Below are 23,312 nucleotides of genomic sequence, written 5' to 3'. Positions count from 1 at the left end.
GGGTCAGGGCCCCGCGCGTCCCGGGCCGCCGGTCGCCGGTGGCACCGCGTCCGGCGATCCGGGGTTCGGGGCGAGCAGGACGGCGAGCTGGCGTTTCCAGGTGTGCAGGAGGGCGGTGCGGCGGGGCGAGTCGTCGCTGAGCAGGTTGGCCACGCCCAGCCCGCGGAGCAGGTCGAGGGTGGCCTGCACGGCCTCCCGGACGCCGGGGCGGCGCTCGTCCACCCCGAGCAGCTCGACGGTCAGCCGGTGCATCTCGCGGCCCACCCGGGCCTCCAGCGGCACCAGGGCGGCGCGCAGCTCGGCGTCGGTGCGGGCGGCCACCCAGAGTTCGAGGGCGGCGACGAAGAGCGGCCCGGTGAAGGCCGCGCCGAGCAGGTCGATCACCCGGTCCAGCCGCTGCGGGCCGGCGGGCAGGGCGTCCGCCTCGGTGCGCAGCTCCGCCGCCCGGCGTTCGGTGAGGTGGGCGACGGCGGCGGTGACCAGGGCGGCCTTGGTGGGGTAGTGGTGCAGCTGGGCGCCGCGGGAGACGCCGGCCCGGGCGGCCACCACGGTGGTCGTGGTGCCGGACCAGCCGTGCTCGACCAGGCACTCGACGGTCGCCTCCAGCAGCCGGGCCTGGGTGGCGCGGCTGCGCTCCTGTTGGGGGACGCGGGTCGATGCGGCGGGCACGGGGACAGCGTGCCGCCCTCGAAACAAACAGTCAAGACTGACTTTTTCAGTCGACTCAGCGGTGACGCCCGGTGCCGGGCGGATGGCTGTCCGGGCGGCGATGGTGCTGGGGCCTTCCTTTGGAGCTGATGTCGTAGACGATTCACCGGCCTGGCGGGCGGGGGCGCCCTCGACGGTGCCGCCGCGATGTCGCAGACGATTCAGCTCCAAAGGACGCTGACAGCGGAAGTTCGGGTGCCGGTCGGCGAGGGAGCGGCCTGGCTGCCAGGTCCCTGGACCTGCCCGCACGGCCGGCACCCGCACACCGGCCGGCACCCGCGCGGCAGGAGTCCGCGCTGCGGCGGCCGCCCCGGCGATCCGAGGGCCGGCCCCGGCGTCGTTCAGCGGCCGTCGCCGGGGCCGAAGACGGCGAGCGCGTCGGCGTCGCTGTGTTGGGAGCGGAGGTACTCGCCGGCCCACTCGGCGGCGTCCGGGTAGGTCGACTCGGCCGCCACCCGGGCGCAGGCCGCGTCCACGTCGTACCTGGTCCGGCGGAGGTGCACCCCGGGGCCGAGCAGCGCCCACCAGGCGCCCGCCCCGCCGTACGGCATGCCGACGCTGCCCGGGTTGACCACCAGGCGCCGGTCGACGAGCCGGCTGAACGGCATGTGGGTGTGTCCGCAGACCACCGTGCCGACCTCGGCGGGCAGCCCGGCGAAGACCTCCGCCCAGCGTTCCAGCCGGGAGTCGACCAGCACCATCTCCTCGTCGTCCCGCGGCGTCGCGTGGCAGAAGAGCACCTCGCCCAGTCCGGCGACCGGCAGGGTGACGGTCAGCGGCAGCGCGGCCAGCCGGGCGACCTGGTCGTCGCGGAGCTGCGCCGCCGCCCAGTTCGAGACGTCGTGCGGGGAGGGCCGGCCGGCCCGCGCCTCGACCAGTTCCCGGTCGGCGTTGCCGCCCACCCAGCAGGCGCGCTCACCCAGCGCGGCGAGCAGGTCCAGCACCTCGACCGGCTGCGGGCCGGCGGCGATGTCCCCGGTGAGCACGATCAGGTCGGCGGCGGCGACGTCCGGCTCGGCCAGTACGGCCTCCAGCGCCGGCAGCGCGCCGTGGATGTCGGAGAGGACGGCGACACGTTCGAGCATCAGCCCACCGTGCCCGTCCGGCCGCCGGACGTCGAGGGGGTTCTGCGCCGGGCAGAACGAGGACAGGGACCGCCCCGGAGGGCGGTCCCTGTCGATGCTGTCCTGACTCGGTCAGACCCGCGCGCGGCGGGCCAGGCGCTCCGGGTCGAGGATGATGATGCTCTTGCCGTCCAGCCGCAGCCAGCCGCGCGAGGCGAAGTCGGCGAGCGCCTTGTTGACGGTCTCCCGGGAGGCGCCGACGAGCTGGGCGATCTCCTCCTGGGTCAGGTCGTGGGTCACCCGCAGCACGCCGCCGTCCCGGGTGCCGAACCGGCCGGCCATCTGGAGCAGGTTCTTGGCGACCCGCCCCGGCACGTCCGTGAAGATCAGGTCGGCCAGCGAGTCGTTCGTCCGGCGCAGCCTGCGGGCCAGCACCCGCAGCAGCTGCTCGGCGATCTCCGGCCGGTTGTTCAGCCACGGCCGCAGCGCCTGCTTGCGCAGCCGCACCAGCCGGGTGTCGGTCACCGCGGTGGCCGTCGCCGTACGCGGGCCCGGGTCGAAGAGCGACAGCTCACCGACCATGTCCGACGGGCCCATCACCGCGATCAGGTTCTGCCGGCCGTCCGCCGCGCGGCGGCCGACCTTGATCTTGCCGGACAGCAGGATGTAGAGACTGTCGCCGGGCTCGCCCTCGTTGAAGACGATCTCGCCCTTGCGAACCTCGATCGTCTCCATCTCCTTGGCGAGCGCCTCGGCAGCCTCCGGGTCGACACCCTGGAAGATCCCGCTGCGGGCCAGTACCTCGTCCATCGCGCACCTCCGCCAGCGCGTGCCGTCCGTCGGCCGGGTCCGCCGTCCGCTGATCCCCTCGCGCGCCGCCAGTCTAGGCGCACGTCAGCATGAATCAGAGGTGCACCCCTGGAATCTTGATCGTTGGACGTAACCTACCCGACCTGATCAACGACTACCATCCCGCGCCCGGTGCGGGTGGTCACCGCCGGTCCCCACCTCGATCGTAGGGTCGGTGCCGTGCTGAACGAGCCCTTCCTGACCACCCGTCACGAGGACGGGTGGGACATCCCAATGCTGGTCTGGCGGGCCGCCGAGCCGCTGTTGGCCGCCGGCACCAGCCCGCTCGGCGGCGGGATCGGCGTACGGCGGTGGGTGGTCAACGCGACCGTGCCGATGTCGTACCACCGGGACGACCCGGCCGCCCACCTGGCCGAGCTGGCCGACGGCCTCGGCCTGGACGGGCCCGGGGTCGGGCTGCTGACCGGGGTCGACGTCGCCGAGGTGGTGGCCCGGGCCGACACCGGCGTGCGGGTCTGGGCGACGGTCGGGCTCGGCACCCCGGTCTGGGCCGCCGCGCCGGCCCCGGCGACACCCGCGCAGCGGGTCGGCACGGTCAACATCATCGTGTCCGTCCCGGCCCGGCTCGGGGACGCGGCGCTGGTCAACGCCGTGGCCACCGCCACCGAGGCGAAGGCACAGGCGATCTGGGAGCTGGGGCTGCCCGCCACCGGCACGCCCACCGACGCGGTCACCGTCCTCTGCCCCGCCGACGGCGAGCCGGCCCCGTACGGCGGCCCCCGGTCGACCTGGGGCGGCCCGCTGGCCCGGGCCGTGCACGCGGCCGTGCTCGCCGGCGGCGCCGGCACCGTCGTGCCCTGGTCCGACCGCTGGACCGGCTGACCCGGCCGGCGGGCGGCCCTTCGGTGGGCCCGGTTTTCCGACCGATCGGCCCTCGTCGGAGCGTTTGCCGCGCGGTAGCGTCGCGCACGATGTACTCTGCCGTCCGCTCCGCGTCCCGCCCGCGCCGTCGCCGCCTCACCGGCGCCCTCGGCGCGCTGCTCGTCGCGCTCCTCGCCGCCGGCTGCGCCAACGACGACGCCGGCGGGGCGCCGGTCTGGCAGCCGGGCGCGGGCGGCGGGTCGACCGGCTCGCCGGTCCCGCTCGACCCGGCCGGGTCGGCGGACCCCGGGCCGGCGGAGGTGGCCGGGCAGGCCATCTCACTCGCCGCGACCGGCGACGTCATCATGGGCAACGCCCCGTCCCGGCTGCCGCCCAACGACGGCAAGGGCTTCTTCGACCAGGTCAAGGCGGCGCTCAAGGGCGACCTGGTGATGGGGAACCTGGAGGAGCCGCTCACCGAGGACACCGGCGCCGGCAAGTGCGGACCGAATCCGCAGAACTGCTACCAGTTCCGGGCGCCCCCGGAGTACGCGGCGCACCTCCGCGACGCCGGCTTCGAGCTGCTCAACCAGGCCAACAACCACGGCTACGACTACGGCCCCAAGGGCTACCGGAACACCCAGCGGGCGCTGGAGGAGCACGGCCTCGAGCACACCGGCGCGCCCGACCAGATCACCGTGGTCGAGGTCGAGGGCGTGAAGGTCGCGGTGGCCGGCTTCTCGTCGTACGTCTGGTCCAACAGCCTGGTCGACATCGAGTCGGCGAAGCGGGTGGTGGCGAAGGCGGCCACCATGGCCGACCTGGTCGTGGTGCAGGTGCACATGGGCGCCGAGGGCGCCGACCGGAGCCACGTGAAGCCGGGCACCGAGCTGTTCTTCGGCGAGAACCGGGGCGACCCGGTCCGCTTCTCCCACGCCGTCATCGACGCCGGGGCGGACCTGGTCGTCGGGCACGGTCCGCACGTGCTGCGCGGGATGGAGTTCTACCGGGGCCGCCTGATCGCGTACAGCCTGGGCAACTTCGCCGGCGGCGGCAAGTCGCTGAACAGCTCCGGCCGGCTCGGCTGGGGCGGCGTGCTGAAGGTCTCCCTGAAGCCGGACGGCACCTTCACCGGCGGGACGTTCACCTCGACCGTCATGAGCAGCGTGGGCCGGCCGTCGATCGACTCCGGCCACCGGGGTCTCGGGCTGGTCCGGGAGATGAGCCGGGCCGACTTCCCGAGGACCGGGGCGCGGCTCGACACGGCGGGCCGGATCACCGCGCCGTAGGCCGGGCCGGGGCGGTCCACGCCCGCGTCGGCCCGCCGGGACGTCGCCCGCGCGACGTAGGCTGGCCGGCGTGACCATCAGTTCCCCCGAGACCGACCTCGGGCGTACGCGCCGCGCCCGGCGGATCGGTCGGGTGCTGACCGAGACGCACCCCGACGCGCACTGTGAACTCGACCACTCCAACGCGTTGGAGCTCGCCGTCGCCACGATCCTCTCCGCGCAGTGCACCGACAAGAAGGTCAACGAGGTCACCCCTAAGCTCTTCGCCCGCTACCGCAGCGCCGCCGACTACGCCGGGGCGGACCGGGCCGAGCTGGAGGAGCTGATCCGGCCGACCGGCTTCTACCGGAACAAGACCAGCTCCCTGATCAACCTCGGCCGGGCCCTCCTGGAGCGGTACGACGGCGAGGTCCCCGGCCGGCTGGCCGACCTGGTGACCCTCCCCGGGATCGGGCGCAAGACCGCCAACGTGATCCTCGGCAACGCCTTCGGCGTCCCCGGCATCACCGTCGACACCCACTTTCAGCGGCTGGTGCAGCGGTGGAAGCTGACCGCCGAGACCGACCCGGTCAAGATCGAGCACGCGATTGGGGCGCTCTACCCGAAGCGTGACTGGACCATGCTGTCGCACCGGATCATCTTCCACGGCCGGCGGGTCTGCCACGCCCGCAAGCCCGCCTGCGGCGCCTGCACGCTGGCGAAGCTCTGCCCGTCGTACGGGACCGGGCCGACCGATCCGGCGGCGGCCGCCAAGCTGCTCAAGGGCCCCCGCGCCCGGGACCTCGCGGCGGCCGTCGGGATCGACCCGGAGCTGGTGCCGCAGCAGGCCGTCGCCGCGGAGGTGCCGTGAACCGCCGACTCGCGGCCCTGCTCGTCCCGGCGCTGCTGGCGGTCGCCGGCTGCACCGCCACCGACCAGGGGGCGGCCCCGCCGGCCGCCACCCGCGCCGAGCGCCCCTCGCCGTTCGCCGACTGCGCCGCGCTGACCGCCGCGCCGGCCTCGGCCGCCCCCGCGCCCACCACCGGGCCGGGTGAGCCGCTGCCCGAGCTGACCCTCTCCTGCTTCACCGGGGGAGCCCCGGTGAACCTGCGGCAGGTGAAGGGCCCGGCGGTGGTCAACGTCTGGGCGTCCTGGTGCCCGCCCTGCCGCAAGGAGCTGCCCGCCTTCCAGCGGCTCAGCGAACGCGCCGCCGGTCGGTTCCAGGTGATCGGAGTGAACAGCCGGGACAGCCGCGGCGGCGCCCAGTCCATCGGCGAGGACTTCGGCGTCCGCTTCCCGATGCTGGTCGACCAGGGGGACGCGTTCGAGCGGGCGCTCAACCGCAACGCCTTCCCGCTCACCCTCTTCGTCGGCGCGGACGGCCGGGTCCGGCACACCGACGCCACCGGCGCGCTCGACGACGCCACGCTCACCGAGCTGGTCCGTACGCACCTCGGCGTGGGGGTGGACGCGTGAGCGCGCGGACCGGGCCGCTCCGGCGGGCCCCTCAGTCGGGAACGGAGGTCACCCCGTGAACCGGCAACCGCCGCCGTGGCTCGATCCGCTGCTCGGTCGGCTCGGCACCGCCCGCGCCGAGGACTTCACCCGGCTCGCCACCCCGGAGAGCGGCGGTCGGGAGAGCGCGGTGCTCGTGCTGCTCGGGGAGGAGCCCGGCGGCGGCCCGGACGTGCTGGTCCTCCAGCGCGCCGCCACCCTGCGCAACCACGCCGGCCAGCCGGCCTTTCCGGGCGGCGCGGCCGACCCGGAGGACGCCGACGCCAGCGCGACCGCGCTGCGGGAGGCGAACGAGGAGGTCGGGCTCGACCCGGCCAGCGTCACCGTCCTGGCCGAGCTGCCGAAGCTCTGGATCCCGGTCAGCGACTTCGTGGTCACCCCGGTGCTCGCCTGGTGGCACGCGCCGCACCCGGTGCACCCGCGGGAACCGGCCGAGGTCGCGCACGTCGCCCGGCTGCCGATCGCCGAGCTGGTCGACCCGGAGAACCGGATGCGGGTACGCCACCCGAGCGGCTGGATCGGTCCGGCCTTCTCCGCCCGGGGCATGCTGGTCTGGGGGTTCACCGCCGGAGTGCTGGCCACGCTGCTGGAGATGGGTGGCTGGGCCCGCCCGTGGCCGCCCGGCCGGGTGGTGGAGCTGCCGCCGACCGCCGCCGCCCCGGCGCCCTCGGCCGGCACCGACGAGGTCGACGAGAGCCCCGTCCGCTGACCTGACTGTCACGTTGAGCGAGCGGTGGGCCGCTTCCGTGCCGGCTGCCCGTACCCTGGACGCGTGTCCGTCGTGGATCTCGTCCTGCTCCTGCTCATGCTCGTGTTCGCGATCAGCGGATACCGCCAGGGCTTCGCCATCGGGGCGCTGTCGCTCTCCGGCTTCTTCCTGGGCGCGCTGGTCGGCCTCCAGATCGGCCCGCTGTTCGCCCGGCAGTTCGCCGACAGCGGGATGCGGGTGCTGATCTCCCTGGTCGCGATCTTCGGGCTCGCCGTGCTCGGGCAGGCCCTCGCGGGGTGGCTCGGCTCGCACCTGCGCAAGACGATCACCAACGACGTGGCCAAGCGGCTTGACGACATCGGCGGGGCGATCGTGTCGCTCGTCGCCGTCATGCTGGTGGCCTGGCTGGTCGCCGTGCCGCTGGGCTCCTCCGCGGTGCCCGCGGTGGCCTCCTCGATCCGGAACAGCGCGCTGCTCACCGTGATCGACCGGATCCTGCCCGACAAGGCCCAGGAGCTCTCCACCGCGCTGCGGGACACGGTCGACACCAACGGCTTCCCGGACGTCTTCGGCGACCTCGCGCCGACCCGGGCCCGGCAGGTCTCCCCGCCCGACCCGGCGCTCGCCGGCTCCACGGTGGTGGCCAACAGCCAGCGGGCGGTGGTCAAGGTGCTCGGCTCCGCGCCGAGCTGCGCCCGCCGCATCGAGGGCTCCGGCTTCGTGTACGCGGACGACCGGGTGATGACCAACGCGCACGTGGTGGCCGGCACCCGCTCGGTCGCGGTCGAGTTGCGCGGCGAGCGGTACGACGGCGAGGTGGTCGTCTACGACCCGGCGCGGGACCTGGCCGTGCTGCACGTGCCCGGGCTGCCCGGCCCCTCCATGCGCTTCGCCGCCGGGCAGGCCGGCAGCGGCGCGGACGCGATCGTGCTGGGCTTCCCCCTCGACGGCCCGTACGACGCCCGGCCGGCCCGGGTGCGGGACGTGGACCGGATCACCGGTCCGGACATCTACTCCTCCGCGGACGTGACCCGGGAGATCTACACCATCCGGGCGCTGGTGCGCAGCGGGAACTCGGGCGGCCCGCTGGTCTCGGCGAACGGGCTGGTGCTCGGGGTGATCTTCGCGGCGGCGGCCGACGACCCGAACACCGGCTTCGCGGTGACCGCCGCGGAGGCCCGGCCGGTGGCGCTGGCCGGCGCGGAGCGTACCCGGGCGGTCGGCACCGGCGAGTGCACCTGAGCCGGCGGACGGCGTCGGCCCTCGGCGGACGCCCGGTCAGCCTCCCGTGGACGCGCGGGCGGTGGCCACGTCCTCGCCCGAGCGGCCGAGCGGCAGCTTCGCCCGACCCCAGTTGAGACTCCGGTCGAGCACCGCGCGGGCCATGATCGCTACGCAGATACCGCCGTTGAGGAACGAGGCCACCACGTCGCTGGGGTGGTGCATGCCCCGGTACATCCGGGTGACCGCGACTCCGATCGGGACCACGATCAGCAGCGTCCACCAGGTGATCTTCGCCGGGGTGCTCCTCGCCCGCAGCGCCAGCAGCACCGCGATGCCGACATAGAGCGCCACCGAGGCCGAGGTGTGCCCGGACGGGAAGCTGGAGGTGGGCGGCGAGACGTCCATGTGCTCGACGGCCGGCCGGCGGCGGTCGATGGCCATCGTGGTGAAGAGGAAGATCAGCGCCTGGGCGGTGACCGCGGCGCAGAGGAAGAGCGGCTCCCGCCAGCGGTGCAGCACCAGCCGCAGCACCAGGGCCACCAGCACCGTCACCACCACGATCAGCTGGGTGCTGGCCAGCGTGCTGAAGACCAGCGAGACGTTGTTCCAGCCCTCGGTGCGGTCGGCCGCCAGCTCGCGGTTGACCGTGTCCTCCACGGTGAACGGCCAGGTCCGCGCGAGGACCCGGGTGACCAGGAGGCCCAGGGCCACCATGACGGAGAAGAGCAGGACCAGCGGCAGCAGGACCCGCCTGGTCACCTGGACCGCGACATCGGACATGGGCCGCCCATTACCCCACCGGGCGCGGAACTACGCGTGCTCCCCGCGCGCCGCGTCGGGTTCCGGCCCGGCCAGCTCCGGCTCCACCCCCTCCCGGGCGGTACGCGCCGGCCGCCGACCGGTCCGGGTGCGCCAGGTGCGGAAGGCGGCCGAGGTCGCCGCGACCACCGCGACGCCGAGCAGCCAACCGCCCAGCACGTCGCTGGTCCAGTGCACGCCGAGGGCGATCCGGCTGACGCCGGTGACCACCGCGAGCACGATCGCGGCGGACCAGAGCGCCCAGCGCAGCGGCCGCCGGTCGTGGGTGAACGGCAGGAGGACCAGCAGCAGCACCCCGGCGGTCAGGGTGGCGTTCAGCGCGTGCCCGGACGGGAAGGAGAAGCCGGCCGCCCGGGCCACCGGGTCGAGCAGGTCCGGCCGGTGCCGGCCGACCAGCAGCTTGAGCAGCGCGCCGAGCAGCCCGCCCACCACCATCGTGGTGACCGCCCAGAGGGCCAGCCGCCGCGCCCGGCGGAACAGCAGCCAGGCGACGACGACGGCGGTGGCGGCCCGCAGCGGGCCGGGCGCGAAGACGTCGGTCCAGACGCTCATCACCCGCACCCAGGCCGGATGGGCGATGGCGTACCCGTGCAGCGCGTCGGTCACCGAGGCGTCCAGCCGGAACAGCGGCGGCCAGGCCCCCAGCACCAGCAGGGCCAGCAGGGCGAACGGCACCAGCACCAGGAACGCCGCGGCGGCGGCCACGGTGAGCCGGAGGCCCAGCGAATGGTCCGGGTCCAGGCGGCGGGTCCGCCAGGACCGCTCGACCGTGGATATCCGACTCTGCTCACCCGACCCGCTCATGCCCCAGCACTACCCAGCCGTCGGCCCGGTCAGACCGGTCGTGCCGGGGTCACCGCTGTGACTGGCGGAACCGGCGGACCACCAGCGCGGCGCCGGTGACCAGGGCGACGAAGAGAGCGAGGCCGCTCCAGAGCCGTTCCGGCGCGGAGTCGTCCGACTGGCCCGCCGGGTGGGCCGTCCACCGGGCCTGCTGCTTCGGGGCGGTGAAGCTGAACGGGTCGGTGCCCTGCCCGGCCGCCCGGTCACCCTGCCCCGACCCGGGGGCCGAGCCGAAGCCCACCACGCCGGGGGAGTCGTTGTCGTCGAGCGGGTTGTACCCCACCGCCGGCACGTCGGCGGTCAGCGCGGCGACCGGATCCACCATGCCGTAGCCGAAGCGGTCGTCGCGGCCGGTGGGTCCCAGGTCCTTCGCGGTGGTGATCAGCCGGTTGACCACGTCCCCGGCGGACATCTGCGGGTAGCGGGCCCGGACCAGGGCGGCGGTCGCGGCGACCAGCGGGGACGCGAAGCTGGTGCCCTGCACCGGCCAGTACCCGCCGGGGCGGGCCCCGATGAGCGCCGTCGCGGGGGCGGTGAGAATGGCCGCGCGGCCGGTGATCGAGCCGGACCAGAGGTTCTCGCTGTTCCGTTCCAGGCCGGCGACGGCGAGCACGCCGGGCTCGCGGGCCGGGTACCAGACCTTCGGGCTGGTCGACGTGGCGAGGTTGCCGGTGCAGGCGACCACCACGACGTCCCGGGCGAAGGCGTAGTCGAGGGCCGCGGCGAGGGCCGGGCTGTCGCCGCTGCCGCCCAGGGACAGATTGATCACGCGGGCGCCGTTGTCGACCGCCCAGCGCACCCCCTTGGCGACGATCATCGCGTCGTCGTACCGGTTCTCCTCGTCGAGCACCCGGACCGGGAGGATCCTGGCGTCCGGGGCCAGCCCGACCACGCCCCGGTCGTCGTCGTTGCGGCCGGCGATCAGGCCGGCGACCGTCGTGCCGTGCCCCACCGGGTCGGGCCCGTCGGCGCCGTCCGGGGTGACCAGGTCGGTGCCGGGCAGCACCTGGCCGGCCAGGTCGGGGTGGGAACCGTCCACTCCGGAGTCGATCACCGCGACGATCACGCCGCGGCCGGTCGAGCTGCGCCACGCGGTCCTGGCCTGCAACTCGTCGAGCTGCCACTGCTCCTCGCGGACCTGGTCGACCCGGCTCGGGGTGTCCACCGGGGCGAGCCACCCCGGTTGCCAGCCGGCCGCCGGCAGGGCGCCGACCTGCCGTGACGTCGCGACCGTCGAGGTGGCCGCACGGGCCGGGGCGGCATGCGCCGGCGGGGCGAGCGGGCCGGCGACCGCAGCGGTGGCGGCCGCCACACCGAGCAGCGTGCGTCCCACCAGATGTCGGGTCGCGGTCGGAGCTCCGTGCCGATCCCTGGTCACATTCCCCAGCCATTCATCGCGACAGAAACATGCTGCTCGGAGATTACCGGGTTTCCCGTGCGTCACGGTGCAGGACGGTGACTCCGGTCACGGCGGCGGCAGGTGGGCCAGCTGCACCAACCGGACCCCCTCCCGGCGGGTCACCAGCCGGCCCCGGCCCGGGGGCAGCGGGCCCGCCTTCACCTGCCCCACGAGCGCCCCCTCCTCCGGGCCGCCCGACATCACCAGACCGGTCGTGGAGAGCTCCCGCAGCCGCTGGATGATCGGCTCGAACTGGGTCCGGCCGGCGCCGCCGGACCGGCGGGCCAGCACCAGGTGCAGCCCGACGTCGCGGGCGTGCGGCAGGTGCTCCTCCAGGGCGCGCAGCGGGTTGGTCGGCCCACCGGCCACCAGGTCGTAGTCGTCCACCAGCACGAACAGCTCCGGCCCCGACCACCACGACCGGCCGCGCAGCTGGGCCGGGGTCACCTCGGGGCCGGGGAGCCGGCCCTGCAGGTAGCCGGCCGCCGACTCGATCAGCTCGGCGGCGTGCGGGGCGGCGGTGCCGTACCCGATCAGGTGCGGCGTCTCGATCGTGCCCATCAGGCTGCGCCGGTAGTCCACCAGGATCACCCGGGCCTGCTCCGGGGCGAACCGGGTGATGATCGAGGTGGCCAGCGCCCGCAGGAACGACGACTTGCCGCACTCGGCGTCGCCGAAGACCACGAAGTGCGGCTCGGTCGCCAAGTCCAGCACCACCGGGCGCAGGTCCGCCTCGGCCACCCCGACCGGGAAGGCCAGGCCGGTGGTCGCCGAGAGGTCCAGGTCGGCGTACGGCAGCACCGGCGGGAGCAGCCGGACCCGGGGCGCGGCCGGCCCGGCCCAGGCGCCGACGACTGCCTTTACCAGGTCGACCGTCTCCCCGCCCAGCCCGGCGACCCGGGGCAGTGCACCGAGGAGGTGCAGCCCCTCCGCGGTGATCCCCCGACCGGCCTGCTCCGGCACGTTCGCCGCCACCGCCCGCTTCACCACCACCGAGTCCGACGGGTCGCCGAGGCGCAGTTCGAGCCGGGAACCGAACAGGTCGCGGATCGCCGGCCGGAAGTCGGTCCAGCGCACGGAGGCGGCCACCACGTGGACGCCGTACGACAGGCCGCGGGTGGCCAGGTCGGTGACGAGCGGCTCCAGGTCCTCATAGTCGTTGCGCAGGGTGCCCCAGCCGTCCACCACCAGGAACACGTCGCCGAACGGGTCCGTCCCCGGCTGCCCGTTGGCCAGCGCCGCCGCCCGCCGCCGTCGCCACGCCGCCATCGACTCCACGCCCAGTTCGGCGAAGCGGCGTTCCCGCTCGGCCAGCAGGGCGGCGATCTCCCCGACGGTGCGGCGCACCGCGGTCGGGTCGGAGCGGCCGGCGACCCCGCCGACGTGCGGCAGGTCGCGCAGCACGCCGAGCGCCCCGCCGCCGAAGTCGAGGCAGTAGACCTGCGCCTCGGTCGGGGTGTGGGTGAGCGCCAGCGCGCAGATCAGCGTGCGCAGCAGGCTCGACTTGCCGCTCTGCGGCTGCCCGACCACCGCGACGTGCCCGGCCGCGCCGTCCAGCGCCAGCCAGAACAGGTCCCGGCGCTGCTCGTACGGCTTGTCGACCACCGCCACCGGCACCTGGAGGGCCCCGTGCAGCTCGGGATTGCCGACGGTGAGCCCGCGTACCGGGTCGGCGGCGACCGGGCCGAGCAGCTCGTCGAGGGTGGGGGAGGAGTCCAGCGGCGGCAGCCACACCTGGTGGGCCGGGGGCCCCTGCCCGGCCAGCCGGCCGACCAGGAGGTCGAGCAGGGTCTGGGTGGGGGCGTCCTCCTCGGCGGCGGGCAGCGCGGCCGGGGTGGCCGGCTCCGGCTCCGGCACCAGGTGGGTGGAGAAGGTGAGCAGCCGGGGCGCGCCCGCGCCGGCCGCGCCCGCCGGGCCGCCCCGGCGGCGGACCGCGCCGGAGACGTACGCGGCCTTGAAGCGGACCAGCGGGTCGGTGCCGGCGCGCAGGTAGCCGTGACCCGGGGAGCGGGGCAGCTCGTGCGCATCGGGCACCCCGAGCACCGTCCGGGACTCCAGCGCCGAGAAGGTCCGCAACCCGATCCGGTACGACAGGTGGGTGTCGAGCCCCCGCAGCCGCCCCTCTTCCAGCCGCTGGCTGGCGAGCAGCAGGTGCACGCCGAGGGACCGGCCCAGCCGGCCGATCTGGACGAAGAGGTCGATGAAGTCGGGCTTGGCGGAGAGCAGCTCGGAGAACTCGTCGCAGATCAGCAGCAGCGACGGCAGCGGGGCGAGCGGGGTGCCGGCCGCGCGGGCCCGTTCGTAGTCGCGGAGGCTGGCGAAGTTGCCGGCCCGGCGCAGCAGCTCCTGCCGGCGGACCAGCTCCCCGTTGATCGCGTCCACCATTCGGTCGACCAGCGGCAGCGCGTCGGCCAGGTTGGTGATCACCGCGGCGGTGTGCGGCAGCCGGTCGAACGAGGCGAAGGTCGCGCCGCCCTTGAAGTCGACCAGCACGAAGTTGAGCTGCTCGGAGCTGTGCGTGGCGGCCAGCCCGAGCACCAGCGTGCGGAGCAGCTCGGACTTGCCGGAGCCGGTGGCCCCGATGAGCAGGCCGTGCGGGCCCATGCCGTCCTGCGCGGACTCCTTGAGATCCAGCTCGATGGCGCCGCCGTCGGCGCCGACCCCGATCGGCACCCGCAGCCGGTCCCGGGCCGGTCGGGGCGCCCAGCCCTGCTCGGCGGTGAAGCCCTCCGGGTCGCCGAGGCCGAGCAGCTCGGGCAGGCCCGGCTCGGCGCCGGGCGGGGCGTCCGGTCCGCGTACGGTGCCGGCGAGCCGCAGCGGGGCGAGCCGGCGGGCGACCGCCTCCGCGTCGGCGAGCTCCAGCGCGTCGGCGGCGCCGACCTCGGCGTGCCCCGCCGCGGAGTGCGAGTGCAGCCGGCTGTCGGCCAGGTCGAGCAGGAGGGCGTACCGGTCGAGCAGCCGGGGCGGCGGGGTGTCCAGGTCGACGACGGTGACCGCGTCGATGCCACCGTCCCCGGCCAGGTCGGTGGCGCCGGTCAGGTCGCCCCCGTCGAGCACCACCACCACGTGCGGCCCGTCGGTGGCCGGGCCGGCCGGGCTGAACCGGGACCGGCTGGCCAGCACCTCGTCGAGGAGCCGTTCCAGCTCGGCGGCGGAGCTGCTGACCAGGCGGACCGGGCCGAGGGCGTCGGCGCGGGTCGGGTGCTGGGCGTGTGGCAGCCACTTGACCCAGTCCCAGCGCGCCCGCCGTTCCGGCCCGGCGCAGACCGCGATCAGCAGCTCGTCCGGGGCGTGGAAGACGGCGAGCTGGGCGAGCACGGCCCGGGTCAGGGCCTGCGCGGCCGGCGAGCCGGCCCCCCGCGGGCCGGCGGGACCGCGGACGAAGACCCGGGCGAAGCTGCGCAGCGAGAGCGCCACCGGCAAATCCGGCACCACCGAGTACGCGTCGAGGAAGCGCCGGAGCGCGCCCGCGGTCATCGGCTCCAGCTCCTCCAGCGGCCGGGTGACCGGCGGGACGAGCGGGGTGGCCAGGGTCTGCGGGCCGACGCCCACCCGGACCACCGCGAAGTCGGGGTCCCCCGGCCGGCGTTCCCAGACCCGGTGGCTGTCGACGGTGGACCAGAGCCGGCCCGGGTCGGGGTGCCGGTAGTAGAGCCCGGCGCGCTGCGCCCCGGCGGTCTGCCGGACCCGGCGGCGCAGCGCGGTCAGGTGTCGCAGGTACTCCCGCCGGGCGGCCATCATCTCCGACTTCTTCGGGGTGCCGGCGGCGCTGCCCCATGAGGTGACCAGCATGGCCACCGAGGAGAGCCCGAACATGCCGCCCACCACATAGGAGTAGGCCCCGCCGCCCCGGCCGAACATCATCGCCATCGCCACCGTGCCGCCGAGCATGGGCAGCACCATCAGCGCCTGCTGCCAGCGTCCGCCGGCGGCGACGGGGATCTCCGGCGGCGCCTCCACGGGCAGCTCACCGATCGGTATCTCCGGCGCGGGACGCCGCGGTGGGCGCTTGATGACGACAGTGGACACTGAGCCTGCTTCCTACTTCTTGCTCGTTGTTGAGCGGTTCGGATGGTTCGCTCTCCGCTCGGCGATGGCCGGGCTGGAGTCCTGGACCGGCAGTCTGGTCCGGTGGCGATCGGTCCGGTCCCGCAGGATCTGCTTCACCGTGTGGTGTGGGGTGTGAAGGGCGATGTCGGGGTCGCCGGCTCGGTGCAGGATGTTGATCGCGGCGTTCACGTCGGCCTGCCACACCACCCCGCACCAGGTGCAGTGAAACCGGTCCCCGCTGCGTCGGCCGAGCCGGCCGCAGCGGTGACAGGTTTGTGAGGTGTAGGCGGCGTTGACGTGTACGAGCGCAGAACCTCTGCGCTCCGACACGTTTGTTAGGGCCTCGGCGGTGACTCCTTTGGTCCACCCGGCGAGGCGCCGGTTGATGTTCTTGCCGAGCGTCTTGCGTCCGGCGAAGCGTTTGGTGAGGTCTTCGGCGACGAGCGTGGCGGCCTTGTCGACGACCCGGTGCACGGCGGTGAAGATCTTCGTACAGACCTGGGCGCGGTGGCGGGCGGCCTGCCGGTCCCGCTTGACGATGCCGAGGTTGTTGGCGGTGATTCGCTGCGCTTTCGCGTGATCTCCGCGGGCGGCGGCGGTGTTCGCTATCGACCGCAGCTTCGCCCGCCGCCGGTTGCGTTCCTTCAGCCGGTCTGACTCGGCGGTCAGCAGTTCGCCGAGACCGGTGCCGTGGTGGGTACCGTCGGAGTCGGTCAGGGCTTCGGTGTAGCCCTTGTCCACACCAACCGTTCGCCCGCCGCAGGGCCGCTGCGACGACCGCATCCGCGACGCGTCGATCTGGTAGTGCACCTCGACCCGACCCCGGCGCAGGATCAGCCGCAACGTGCCCGTCGGGGCGACGGCCGTGGACAGCGGGATCCTGACCATCTGGCGGCGCTCGAGGCCCGGGACGGCCAGCCACAACCGGCCCCGCCCGTCGGTGACGGTGCTGTACTTGTCGGCGCGCACCACGATCTGATGATCTGTGCGATTGCGGCCACGCTTCCAGTGCTTACGCATCTGTCGAGCCAGGAAGGGGTCGCCAGCCCACCGGTCAGCCGCCAGCGCGGCCAGCATTCGCTTGCGCTCGCCAGGATCGCTCGTGCACCGGAAGACCGCCCGGCGGACCTGCACCTTGGCCGAGGCCAGGTTCGCCGCGATGTCGGCCATAGCATCGCGGACGGTTTCCTTCCACGCATTCGCCAGCACACCGAACCGCGTGTGCGTGCGGTCGGCCAACCACCGGTCCCGCACCTGCCGATCCCTCAACCCCGAACCGACACCCGCGACCGAGCCGTAACGCTGCCAGACCTCGCTGCGCACCCGGCCCAACCGGCGGGCCTGTTCTCGCAACGCCGCGTACTTACCCGCGTTCAGGCCCGTCGAGTAAGCGATGCGGGTGACCTTCACCGGTGACCAGTCCCGGTCAGGTCCGCTCCGTCGAGTTCCTCGGCGCGCACGACCGCCGGCGGGTCCTCCACCAGTTCCTGCCGCGGGGACAACGTCACCTGCTCGGCAAGCTCACCGATCCGGTAGACGCTACGCACAACAAGCAACCATAGATAGACATGCAGAGAAAATCGACACCTCTCCGTGGCTCTCGGTAACCCGAGCCTGGCTCATCGTGGGTAAAGTCCTCTCGTCCGTCAGCCACTGTTCCCGCTCGATATGGAGAAACGTCGATGACAACCGGGCTGGCCCGGGTCACGATCAACACCCCCCAGCGGCGGGTGGACGTGGCCCTGCCGGAGCAGGTCCCCCTGGCCGAGCTGCTGCCGGAGGTGCTGCGGCACGCCGGCGAGGGGCTGGCCGACGACGGGGAGCGGCACGGCGGCTGGGTGCTCCGGCGTACCGACGGGGCGGTGCTGGCGACCGCGCAGGCGCTGCTGCCGCAGGGGGTGCGCGACGGCGAGGTGCTGCACCTGGTGCCGGCCCGCGCGCAGTGGCCCGAGCTGGAGTACGACGACGTGGTCGAGGCGATCGCCGACGGCGCCCGCCGCCGGGGCGGTGCCTGGTCGCCGGCCGCCACCCGGGCCGCCACCCTGGCCGGGGCAGCCGTGCCGCTCGCCGTCGGGCTGCTCGCCGTGCTGGCCGGCGGCCCCGGGCAGCGGACCGGCTGGCCGGTCGCCGCCGCCGTGGCGCTGCTGCTCGTCGTCGCCGGCACCGCCGCGTCCCGGGCGTACGGGGACGGCCCGGCCGCCGCCACCCTCGGCGGGTACGCGCTGCCGTACGCCGCCGCGGCCGGCACGCTCGCGGTCAGCTCGGGTGACCCGGTCGGCCCGTTCGCGCCGCTGCGCTGGCTGGGCGCCCCCGAGTTGCTGGCCGGCTCGGTGGCGCTGCTGCTGCTGTCGGTGCTCGGCCTGCTCGGCGTGGCCACCCGGTCCCGGGTCTTCGTGGCCGGCGCGACCGTCGGCTCGGTCGGCGGGCTCGCCGCCGTCGGCGGGCTCTTCCTCGACCCGGCGGCCACCGCGGCGGTGCTGCTCTGCGCGCTCGTCTTCACGCTCGGCGCGCTGCCGCTGCTGGCCATCCGGCTGGGCAAGATGCCGCTGCCGCCGATCACCCTGCCGGCCGCCGGGCCGGGCGGGGAGGCATCCGCGGTCCGGGACCTGCCCGACCGGGGCCGGGTCCACGCGGCGGTGGCCCGGACCGAGGAGATGCTGACCGGGATGCTGCTCGGGCACGCCGTCCTCGCGGTCACCGCCGCGGCGGTGCTCGCCTCGGCGGGCGGGGTCGCCGGGCGGGTGCTGGTCGCGGTCGGGTCGGCCGTGCTGCTGCTGCGGTCCCGGCTCTTCGTCGCGCTCCGGCACCGGGTGCCCGCCGTGACCGCCGGGCTGGCCGGGTCCGCCGTGCTCGGCGGGGTGCTCGCCGGCCGGGCCGGCTCCGCCGGCCTGCTCGCGCTGACCGTCGCCGGGCTCGTCCTGGCCCTGGTCGCGGTGGTGGCCGGCACCACGTACGCCCGGCGGCCGGTCTCCCCGTACCTCGGTCGGCTGGCGGATCTCACCGACACCGCGCTGGTGGTCTCCGTGGTGCCGGTGGCCTGCGCCGTGCTGGACCTCTACGACCGGGCCCGTGGCCTGCTCGGCTGAGCGGACGGGAAGGCCCGGACCGCCGAGCGGCCCGGGCCTGTCACACGTCCGAAGATCAGTGCGCGTCGCCGTGCTCGGCGGCGTCCTTGGCGCGCTGGTACGAGGCGCGGATCTCGGCCTCCGCCTCGGTACGCCCCACCCAGGTGGCGCCCTCGACCGACTTGCCGGGCTCGAGGTCCTTGTACACCTCGAAGAAGTGCTGGATCTCCAGCCGGTCGAACTCGCCGAGGTGGTGGATGTCGCGCAGGTGCTCCTGGCGCGGATCCTCGTAGGGCACGCAGAGGACCTTGTCGTCGCCGCCCTTCTCGTCCGTCATCCGGAACATGCCGATGGTGCGGCAGCGGATCAGGCAGCCCGGGAAGGTGGGCTCGGGGACCAGCACGAGGGCGTCCAGCGGGTCGCCGTCCTCGCCCAGGGTGCCCTCGATGAAGCCGTAGTCGGCCGGGTACTGCGTGGACGTGAAGAGGGTGCGGTCCAGCCGGATCCGGCCGGTCGCGTGGTCCACCTCGTACTTGTTTCGGTGACCCTTCGGGATCTCAACCGTGACGTCGAAATCCATCTCCCACGCTCCCTCGTTTGCCCACGCTGGCTAACGGAAACCAGCGGCGCCGCCCCCGGACAGGTGAATGCCCACCCGCCGGCTCCGGCCGCCGCATAGTGTTCGGACCGAAGTAGTGTCACCCAAGGTGCTTTTCGACGGGGGAGGAGGGGGTCGTGGGGAGGGAAGATTCACATTACCGCCCGGAGGGGGTTGACGGGCGGAAGTTCGGCGGTCCCGGTTCCGGCGGTGCCACCGGGCGCGTCCCGGTCCCCGACGCCCAGCTTCCCCGTGCCCCCGGCGACCCCGGCCGCCGCCCCGACGCCGGCTCCGCGCCGGTCGGCCGGGCGAACCCCCAGCAGTACGGCCCCGACCCCGTGGGCCGGCCCAACCCCCAGCGGTACGGCCCCGAGCCGGTCGGCCGGGCGCACCCGCAGTCGTACGGCCCCGAGCCGGTGGGCCGGCCCAACCCCCAGCAGTACGGTCCCGGGCACCCCCCGCAGTACGGCCCCGGGCACCCCCCGCAGTTCGGTCCCGAGCCGGTCGGCCGGGCGCGCCCCGAGCAGTTCGCCGGTCGGGCCGAGCCGCAGCCGTACGGCGGTGGCCAGGTGAGCTGGCCGGACCAGGACGGCCGGGGCGGCGGGCCGGTCGGCCGGGCGGCCCCGCCGGCCGCTCCCGAGCCCCCGCCGGCCCGTCGCCGGCGGCGGCTGCCGCTGGCCGTGCTCGCCAGCGTGCTGATCGTCGTGCTGGCCGCGGTCGGGCTGGCCGTGGTGCGGCCCGGGCCGGTGGCCGGCTGGCTGGGCAGCGAGGCCGTCGCGCCGGCAGCCAGCGCGCAGGCGCCCGAGCCCGACCCGCCGGCGGTGCTCGCCGGTCCGGACCCCAACGCCCCGGTCCCGTCCGCCGACGGGGTCCGCGCCGCGCTCGACCCGCTGGTCCGCGCGGCGGCCCTCGGCGACCGGGTGAACGTGTCGGTGGCCGACGTGACCACCGGCAAGGCGCTCTACGGCAGCGGCCAGGACGCGCCCACGGTGCCCGCCTCGGTGACCAAGCTGGCGACCGCGGTGACGGTGCTGGCCGCCCGGGGGCCCGCGTACCGGATCCCGACCCGCGCGGTGGCCGGCGCGACCCCCGGCGAGGTGGTCATCGTCGGTGGCGGTGACCCGACCCTGGCCGTGGACAAGAACGGCTTCTACCCGGGCGCGGCCCGGCTGGACGACCTGGCCGCCCAGGTACGCAAGGCGCTCGGCGGCACCGCGCCGACCCGGGTCATCGTCGACTCGTCCCTGTTCAGCGGCCCGGTGTACGAGCCGGGCTGGGACGACGACATCCCGACCGGCGGCTTCGGCGCGCCGATCACCGCCCTGATGACCGACGGCGCCCGCCGGGACGCGGAGGCGGCCCGGAAGAACTTCGACGACACGCACGGCGCCGCCGAGCGGGTCTCCCAGCCGGACCTGACCGCCGGCCGGCAGTTCGCCCGGCTGCTCGGGCTCTCCGGCGACGCCGCCGAGGTGAAGCGCGGCAGCGCGCCCGCCGCCTCCGGGGCCAGCGCGGCGGCCGGGGCGCCGGGGACCGAGCTGGGCAAGGTCCAGTCGCTGCCGATGGTCCGGCTGGTCGACATCATGATCAGCGACAGTGACAACGTGATCGCCGAGACGCTGGCCCGGCAGGTGGCGCTGGCCCGGAACAAGCCGGCCTCCTTCGTTGGCGGTGCCGCGGCCACCGACGCGGTGATCGGCGAGCTGGGGCTGCCCGCCGACGAGATCAGCCTCGCCGACGGCAGCGGCCTGTCCCGGACCAACCGGATCAGCCCGTCGCTGCTGACCGACCTGATCACCCTCGCCGGCAACGGCAGCCACCCCGAGCTCGCGGCGATCTTCGGGGGCCTGCCGGTGGGCGGCTGGTCCGGCACCCTCGACGACCGCTACCAGGCGGCGGTGACGAAGGCCGGGGCCGGCGTGGTCCGCGCCAAGACCGGGACGCTGAGCCGGGTCAACGCCATCGCCGGGCTGGTCACCACGGCCGACGGCCGGCTGCTGACGTTCGCGGTGCTCACCGACCAGGCTCCGGAGGGCACCCTGGACGCGACCCGGCAGGCCCTCGACCGGATCACCTCGGCGCTGGCCGGCTGCGGCTGTCGCTGACCCGCGCGCCGGTGCGATCGCCGTCGATCGGCCGGCGCGAGCCCGGGCCGGGGTGTTCCGGCGCGGGTACGGTGGGTGCATGGCGCAGTTCGTGGACTGGGATCTGGCCGCCGCGACCGCGGGGGCGCTGGGCAAGTCGGGCCCCCGGGTGTCGTACGCCGAGGCCACCGACGTGGTCGGCGAGCTGCGGCGGCTGACCGGGGAGGCGGCCGGGCACGTCGCCGACTACACCGGGCTGCGCTCGCAGGTTGCTCACCCGCCGGTGAAGGTGGTGGACCGCCGGGACTGGGCGGCCGCCAACATCGCCGGGCTGCGTGAGGTGATCACCCCGCTGGTGAACCGGCTCTCCGGGGACAAGCGGCCCGGGCCGCTCACCGAGGCGATCGGCTCCCGGCTGACCGGGGTGCAGGCCGGCACCGTGCTGGCCTACCTCTCCGGCCGGGTCCTCGGCCAGTACGAGGTCTTCTCCGGCGACCCCGGCCAACTGCTGCTGGTGGCGCCGAACATCGTCGAGGTGGAGCGGAAGCTTGGCTGCGACCCGCGTGACTTCCGGCTCTGGGTCTGCCTGCACGAGGTGACCCACCGGACCCAGTTCACCGCCGTGCCGTGGATGCGCGCGTACTTCCTCGGCGAGGTGCAGGCGTTCGTCGACGCCTCGCAGGGCGGCGAGCACCTGCTGGAGCGGCTGCGGCGCGGTGTGGCCACCCTCTCCGACGCGGTGAAGGACCCGGAGAGCCGGGCCAGCGTGCTGGACATCGTGCAGACCCCCGCGCAGCGGGCGGTGCTCGACCGGCTCACCGCGCTGATGACCCTGCTTGAAGGGCACGCCGAGTTCGTGATGGACGGCGTCGGCCCGCAGGTGATCCCGAGCGTCGAGTCGATCCGGGCCGCGTTCAACCGGCGGCGGGAGTCCGGCAACCCGCTGGAGAAGGCGATCCGCCGGCTGCTCGGCATCGAGGTCAAGATGCGCCAGTACGCCGAGGGCCGCAAGTTCGTCCACGGCGTGGTCGACCGGGTCGGCATGGAGGGCTTCAACAAGATCTTCGGCTCGCCGCTGACCCTGCCCCGGCTCGAGGAGTTGGGCGACCCGGACGCCTGGGTGGCCCGGGTGCACGGGCCGGCCGCCGCGACCCCGACCGCCGGCTGAGCCGCCCGCCGTGGCCGCGCTCGCCCCGCCGGTCGCCGCGGTCCGGGTCGCGGTCCGCCGGATGCTGGCCGGGCTGACCGGGGACGGGCCGGTGCTGGTCGCCTGCTCCGGCGGCGCCGACTCGCTCGCCCTGGCGGCGGCCACCGCCTTCGTCGCCCCTCGGCTGGGTCGACGGGCCGGCCTGGTGACCGTGGACCACGGCCTGCAACCGGGCTCGGCCGAACGGGCCGCCGCGGTGGCCCGGTGGGCCGCAGGGATCGGTTTCGACCCGGTCGACGCGGTCCCGGTGACCGTCGCCGGCCGGCCGGGCGGCCCCGAGGCGGCCGCCCGGGAGGCGCGCTACCAGGCCCTCGTCGCCACCGCCCGCCGGCACGACGCCGCCGCGCTGCTGCTCGGCCACACCCGCGACGACCAGGCCGAGACCGTGCTGCTCGCGCTGGCCCGGGGCGGCGGCCCGCGGGGCCTCGCCGGGATGCCGGCGCGTCGGGAGCTGGACGGGGTGCCGCTGCTCCGTCCGCTGCTGGACGTCGGCCGGGACGACACCCGTAAGGCCTGCGCCGCGCTGGGGCTCACCCCGTGGGAGGACCCGCACAACGCCGACCCGGCGTACGCCCGGTCCCGGGTCCGCGCCGACGTGCTGCCGGCGCTGGCCCGGGCGCTCGGCCCGGCGGTGCTGGACAACCTGGCCCGGACCGCCCGGCTCGTGGCCGCGGACACCGCCGCCCTGGACGAGCTCGCCGCCGCCGCGCTCGCCGCCGCCCGGTCCCCCCGGGGCGGGCTCGCGGTCGACGCGTTGGCCGCGCTGCTCCCGGCGGTACGCACCCGCGTGCTGCACGCCTGGGCCCGGGAGCTGGGCGCGTCGCCCGCCGCGCTGTCGCACCGGCACGTCACGGCGCTGGACGCCCTGGTGACGGGGTGGCACGGGCAGGGCGCGGTCCACCTGCCCGGCGGGCTGCGCGTGGCCCGCCACGAGGGCCGGCTCGTCCTCGCCGAACCCCGCTGACCCGCGCCGGTCCGCTGCGCTTCCCCGCGCCGGACAGCGCCCGGTCGCTCGCCGGAGACACACCTCGGGCACGTCCTTTGCTCTGCTGCAGCGGAGGCAACACCTGCCCGTCCACCTGTTGCGT

Annotated in this window: 20 protein-coding genes; 10 read left to right on the top strand and 10 right to left on the bottom strand. The window is 75.1% G+C overall.

The annotated features are described in order from the left end of the window. Positions 1-3 precede the first annotated feature (3 nt). The 3 genes from EV384_RS02310 to EV384_RS02300 form a co-directional block, all read right to left on the bottom strand. Positions 4-669 carry a TetR/AcrR family transcriptional regulator gene (locus tag EV384_RS02310; protein WP_242623905.1) on the bottom strand — a complete coding sequence of 222 codons (666 nt, stop codon included), beginning with the start codon at positions 667-669 and terminating at the stop codon, positions 4-6. Between the two features lie 380 nt (positions 670-1,049). Continuing rightward, the gene (locus tag EV384_RS02305; RefSeq protein ID WP_130329678.1) at positions 1,050-1,793 is read right to left on the bottom strand and encodes a metallophosphoesterase family protein; all 744 of its coding nucleotides are present in this window, start codon (positions 1,791-1,793) and stop codon (positions 1,050-1,052) included. A gap of 111 nt (positions 1,794-1,904) precedes the next feature. Next, complete coding sequence (locus EV384_RS02300) at positions 1,905-2,582, bottom strand: Crp/Fnr family transcriptional regulator (RefSeq protein ID WP_007466162.1); 678 nt, start codon at positions 2,580-2,582, stop codon at positions 1,905-1,907. A gap of 219 nt (positions 2,583-2,801) precedes the next feature. Here EV384_RS02300 and EV384_RS02295 point away from each other — a divergent pair, with 219 nt between their 5' ends. The 6 genes from EV384_RS02295 (at position 2,802) to EV384_RS02270 (ending at position 8,177) form a co-directional block, all read left to right on the top strand. Continuing rightward, complete coding sequence (locus tag EV384_RS02295) at positions 2,802-3,464, top strand: adenosylcobinamide amidohydrolase (protein ID WP_130329676.1); 663 nt, start codon at positions 2,802-2,804, stop codon at positions 3,462-3,464. Positions 3,465-3,553: 89 nt separating this feature from the next. Then, complete coding sequence (locus tag EV384_RS02290; RefSeq protein ID WP_130329674.1) at positions 3,554-4,732, top strand: CapA family protein; 1,179 nt, start codon at positions 3,554-3,556, stop codon at positions 4,730-4,732. Between the two features lie 70 nt (positions 4,733-4,802). Then, positions 4,803-5,582, top strand: a complete 780-nt coding sequence (nth, locus tag EV384_RS02285; protein WP_130329672.1) for an endonuclease III — start codon at positions 4,803-4,805, stop codon at positions 5,580-5,582. After that, positions 5,579-6,187 (top strand): TlpA family protein disulfide reductase, encoded by a 609-nt coding sequence (locus EV384_RS02280; RefSeq protein WP_130329670.1) that lies wholly within the window; start codon positions 5,579-5,581, stop codon positions 6,185-6,187. The genes nth and EV384_RS02280 overlap by 4 nt, the downstream gene beginning before the upstream one ends. A gap of 55 nt (positions 6,188-6,242) precedes the next feature. Further along, a complete protein-coding gene (locus EV384_RS02275) occupies positions 6,243-6,935 on the top strand; it encodes an NUDIX hydrolase (protein WP_130329668.1) in 693 nt (230 codons plus the stop codon). Positions 6,936-6,998: 63 nt separating this feature from the next. Then, positions 6,999-8,177, top strand: a complete 1,179-nt coding sequence (locus tag EV384_RS02270; RefSeq protein ID WP_130329666.1) for a MarP family serine protease — start codon at positions 6,999-7,001, stop codon at positions 8,175-8,177. Positions 8,178-8,213: 36 nt separating this feature from the next. Here the strand turns inward: EV384_RS02270 and EV384_RS02265 are convergent, their stop codons facing one another. The 6 genes from EV384_RS02265 to EV384_RS34610 form a co-directional block, all read right to left on the bottom strand. Beyond that, entirely contained in the window at positions 8,214-8,939 is a 726-nt protein-coding gene (locus EV384_RS02265) for a phosphatase PAP2 family protein (RefSeq protein ID WP_130329664.1), read from the bottom strand. A 30-nt stretch (positions 8,940-8,969) separates the two neighbouring features. Then, entirely contained in the window at positions 8,970-9,782 is an 813-nt protein-coding gene (locus tag EV384_RS02260) for a phosphatase PAP2 family protein (protein ID WP_130329662.1), read from the bottom strand. Positions 9,783-9,831: 49 nt separating this feature from the next. Beyond that, positions 9,832-11,199, bottom strand: coding sequence for a type VII secretion-associated serine protease mycosin (mycP, locus tag EV384_RS02255; RefSeq protein WP_423202880.1), 1,368 nt, complete (start codon positions 11,197-11,199; stop codon positions 9,832-9,834). An 87-nt stretch (positions 11,200-11,286) separates the two neighbouring features. Next, a complete protein-coding gene (gene eccCa / locus EV384_RS02250; protein ID WP_130329658.1) occupies positions 11,287-15,249 on the bottom strand; it encodes a type VII secretion protein EccCa in 3,963 nt (1,320 codons plus the stop codon). Between the two features lie 12 nt (positions 15,250-15,261). Further along, positions 15,262-16,680: an RNA-guided endonuclease TnpB family protein gene (locus EV384_RS02245; protein ID WP_130329656.1), complete on the bottom strand. Its 1,419-nt coding sequence runs from the start codon at positions 16,678-16,680 to the stop codon at positions 15,262-15,264. Beyond that, the gene (locus EV384_RS34610; protein WP_165439854.1) at positions 16,677-16,817 is read right to left on the bottom strand and encodes a hypothetical protein; all 141 of its coding nucleotides are present in this window, start codon (positions 16,815-16,817) and stop codon (positions 16,677-16,679) included. The genes EV384_RS02245 and EV384_RS34610 overlap by 4 nt, the downstream gene beginning before the upstream one ends. A 135-nt stretch (positions 16,818-16,952) precedes the next feature. Between EV384_RS34610 and eccD the strand changes: the two genes are divergently transcribed. Next, positions 16,953-18,356 carry a type VII secretion integral membrane protein EccD gene (eccD, locus tag EV384_RS02240; RefSeq protein ID WP_130329654.1) on the top strand — a complete coding sequence of 468 codons (1,404 nt, stop codon included), beginning with the start codon at positions 16,953-16,955 and terminating at the stop codon, positions 18,354-18,356. 55 nt (positions 18,357-18,411) lie between these two features. Here the strand turns inward: eccD and EV384_RS02235 are convergent, their stop codons facing one another. Beyond that, complete coding sequence (locus EV384_RS02235) at positions 18,412-18,915, bottom strand: inorganic diphosphatase (protein ID WP_130329652.1); 504 nt, start codon at positions 18,913-18,915, stop codon at positions 18,412-18,414. A 698-nt stretch (positions 18,916-19,613) separates the two neighbouring features. On the opposite strand from EV384_RS02235, the gene dacB reads away from it, so the two are divergent. The 3 genes from dacB (at position 19,614) to tilS (ending at position 23,188) form a co-directional block, all read left to right on the top strand. Then, complete coding sequence (dacB, locus tag EV384_RS02230; RefSeq protein WP_130340163.1) at positions 19,614-21,038, top strand: D-alanyl-D-alanine carboxypeptidase/D-alanyl-D-alanine endopeptidase; 1,425 nt, start codon at positions 19,614-19,616, stop codon at positions 21,036-21,038. Positions 21,039-21,117: 79 nt separating this feature from the next. Next, on the top strand, positions 21,118-22,185 hold the full coding sequence (locus EV384_RS02225; protein ID WP_130329650.1) for a zinc-dependent metalloprotease: 1,068 nt from the start codon (positions 21,118-21,120) through the stop codon (positions 22,183-22,185). Between the two features lie 10 nt (positions 22,186-22,195). Continuing rightward, positions 22,196-23,188 (top strand): tRNA lysidine(34) synthetase TilS, encoded by a 993-nt coding sequence (tilS, locus tag EV384_RS02220; RefSeq protein ID WP_130329648.1) that lies wholly within the window; start codon positions 22,196-22,198, stop codon positions 23,186-23,188. The last annotated feature ends 124 nt before the right edge of the window (positions 23,189-23,312 follow it).

Origin of the sequence: Micromonospora kangleipakensis, from assembly GCF_004217615.1 — a bacterium.
In the GTDB taxonomy this organism is placed as follows: domain Bacteria; phylum Actinomycetota; class Actinomycetes; order Mycobacteriales; family Micromonosporaceae; genus Micromonospora; species Micromonospora kangleipakensis.
The sequence above is the reverse complement of the archived record's forward strand: the minus strand, read 5'-3'. Positions and strand labels throughout refer to the sequence as shown.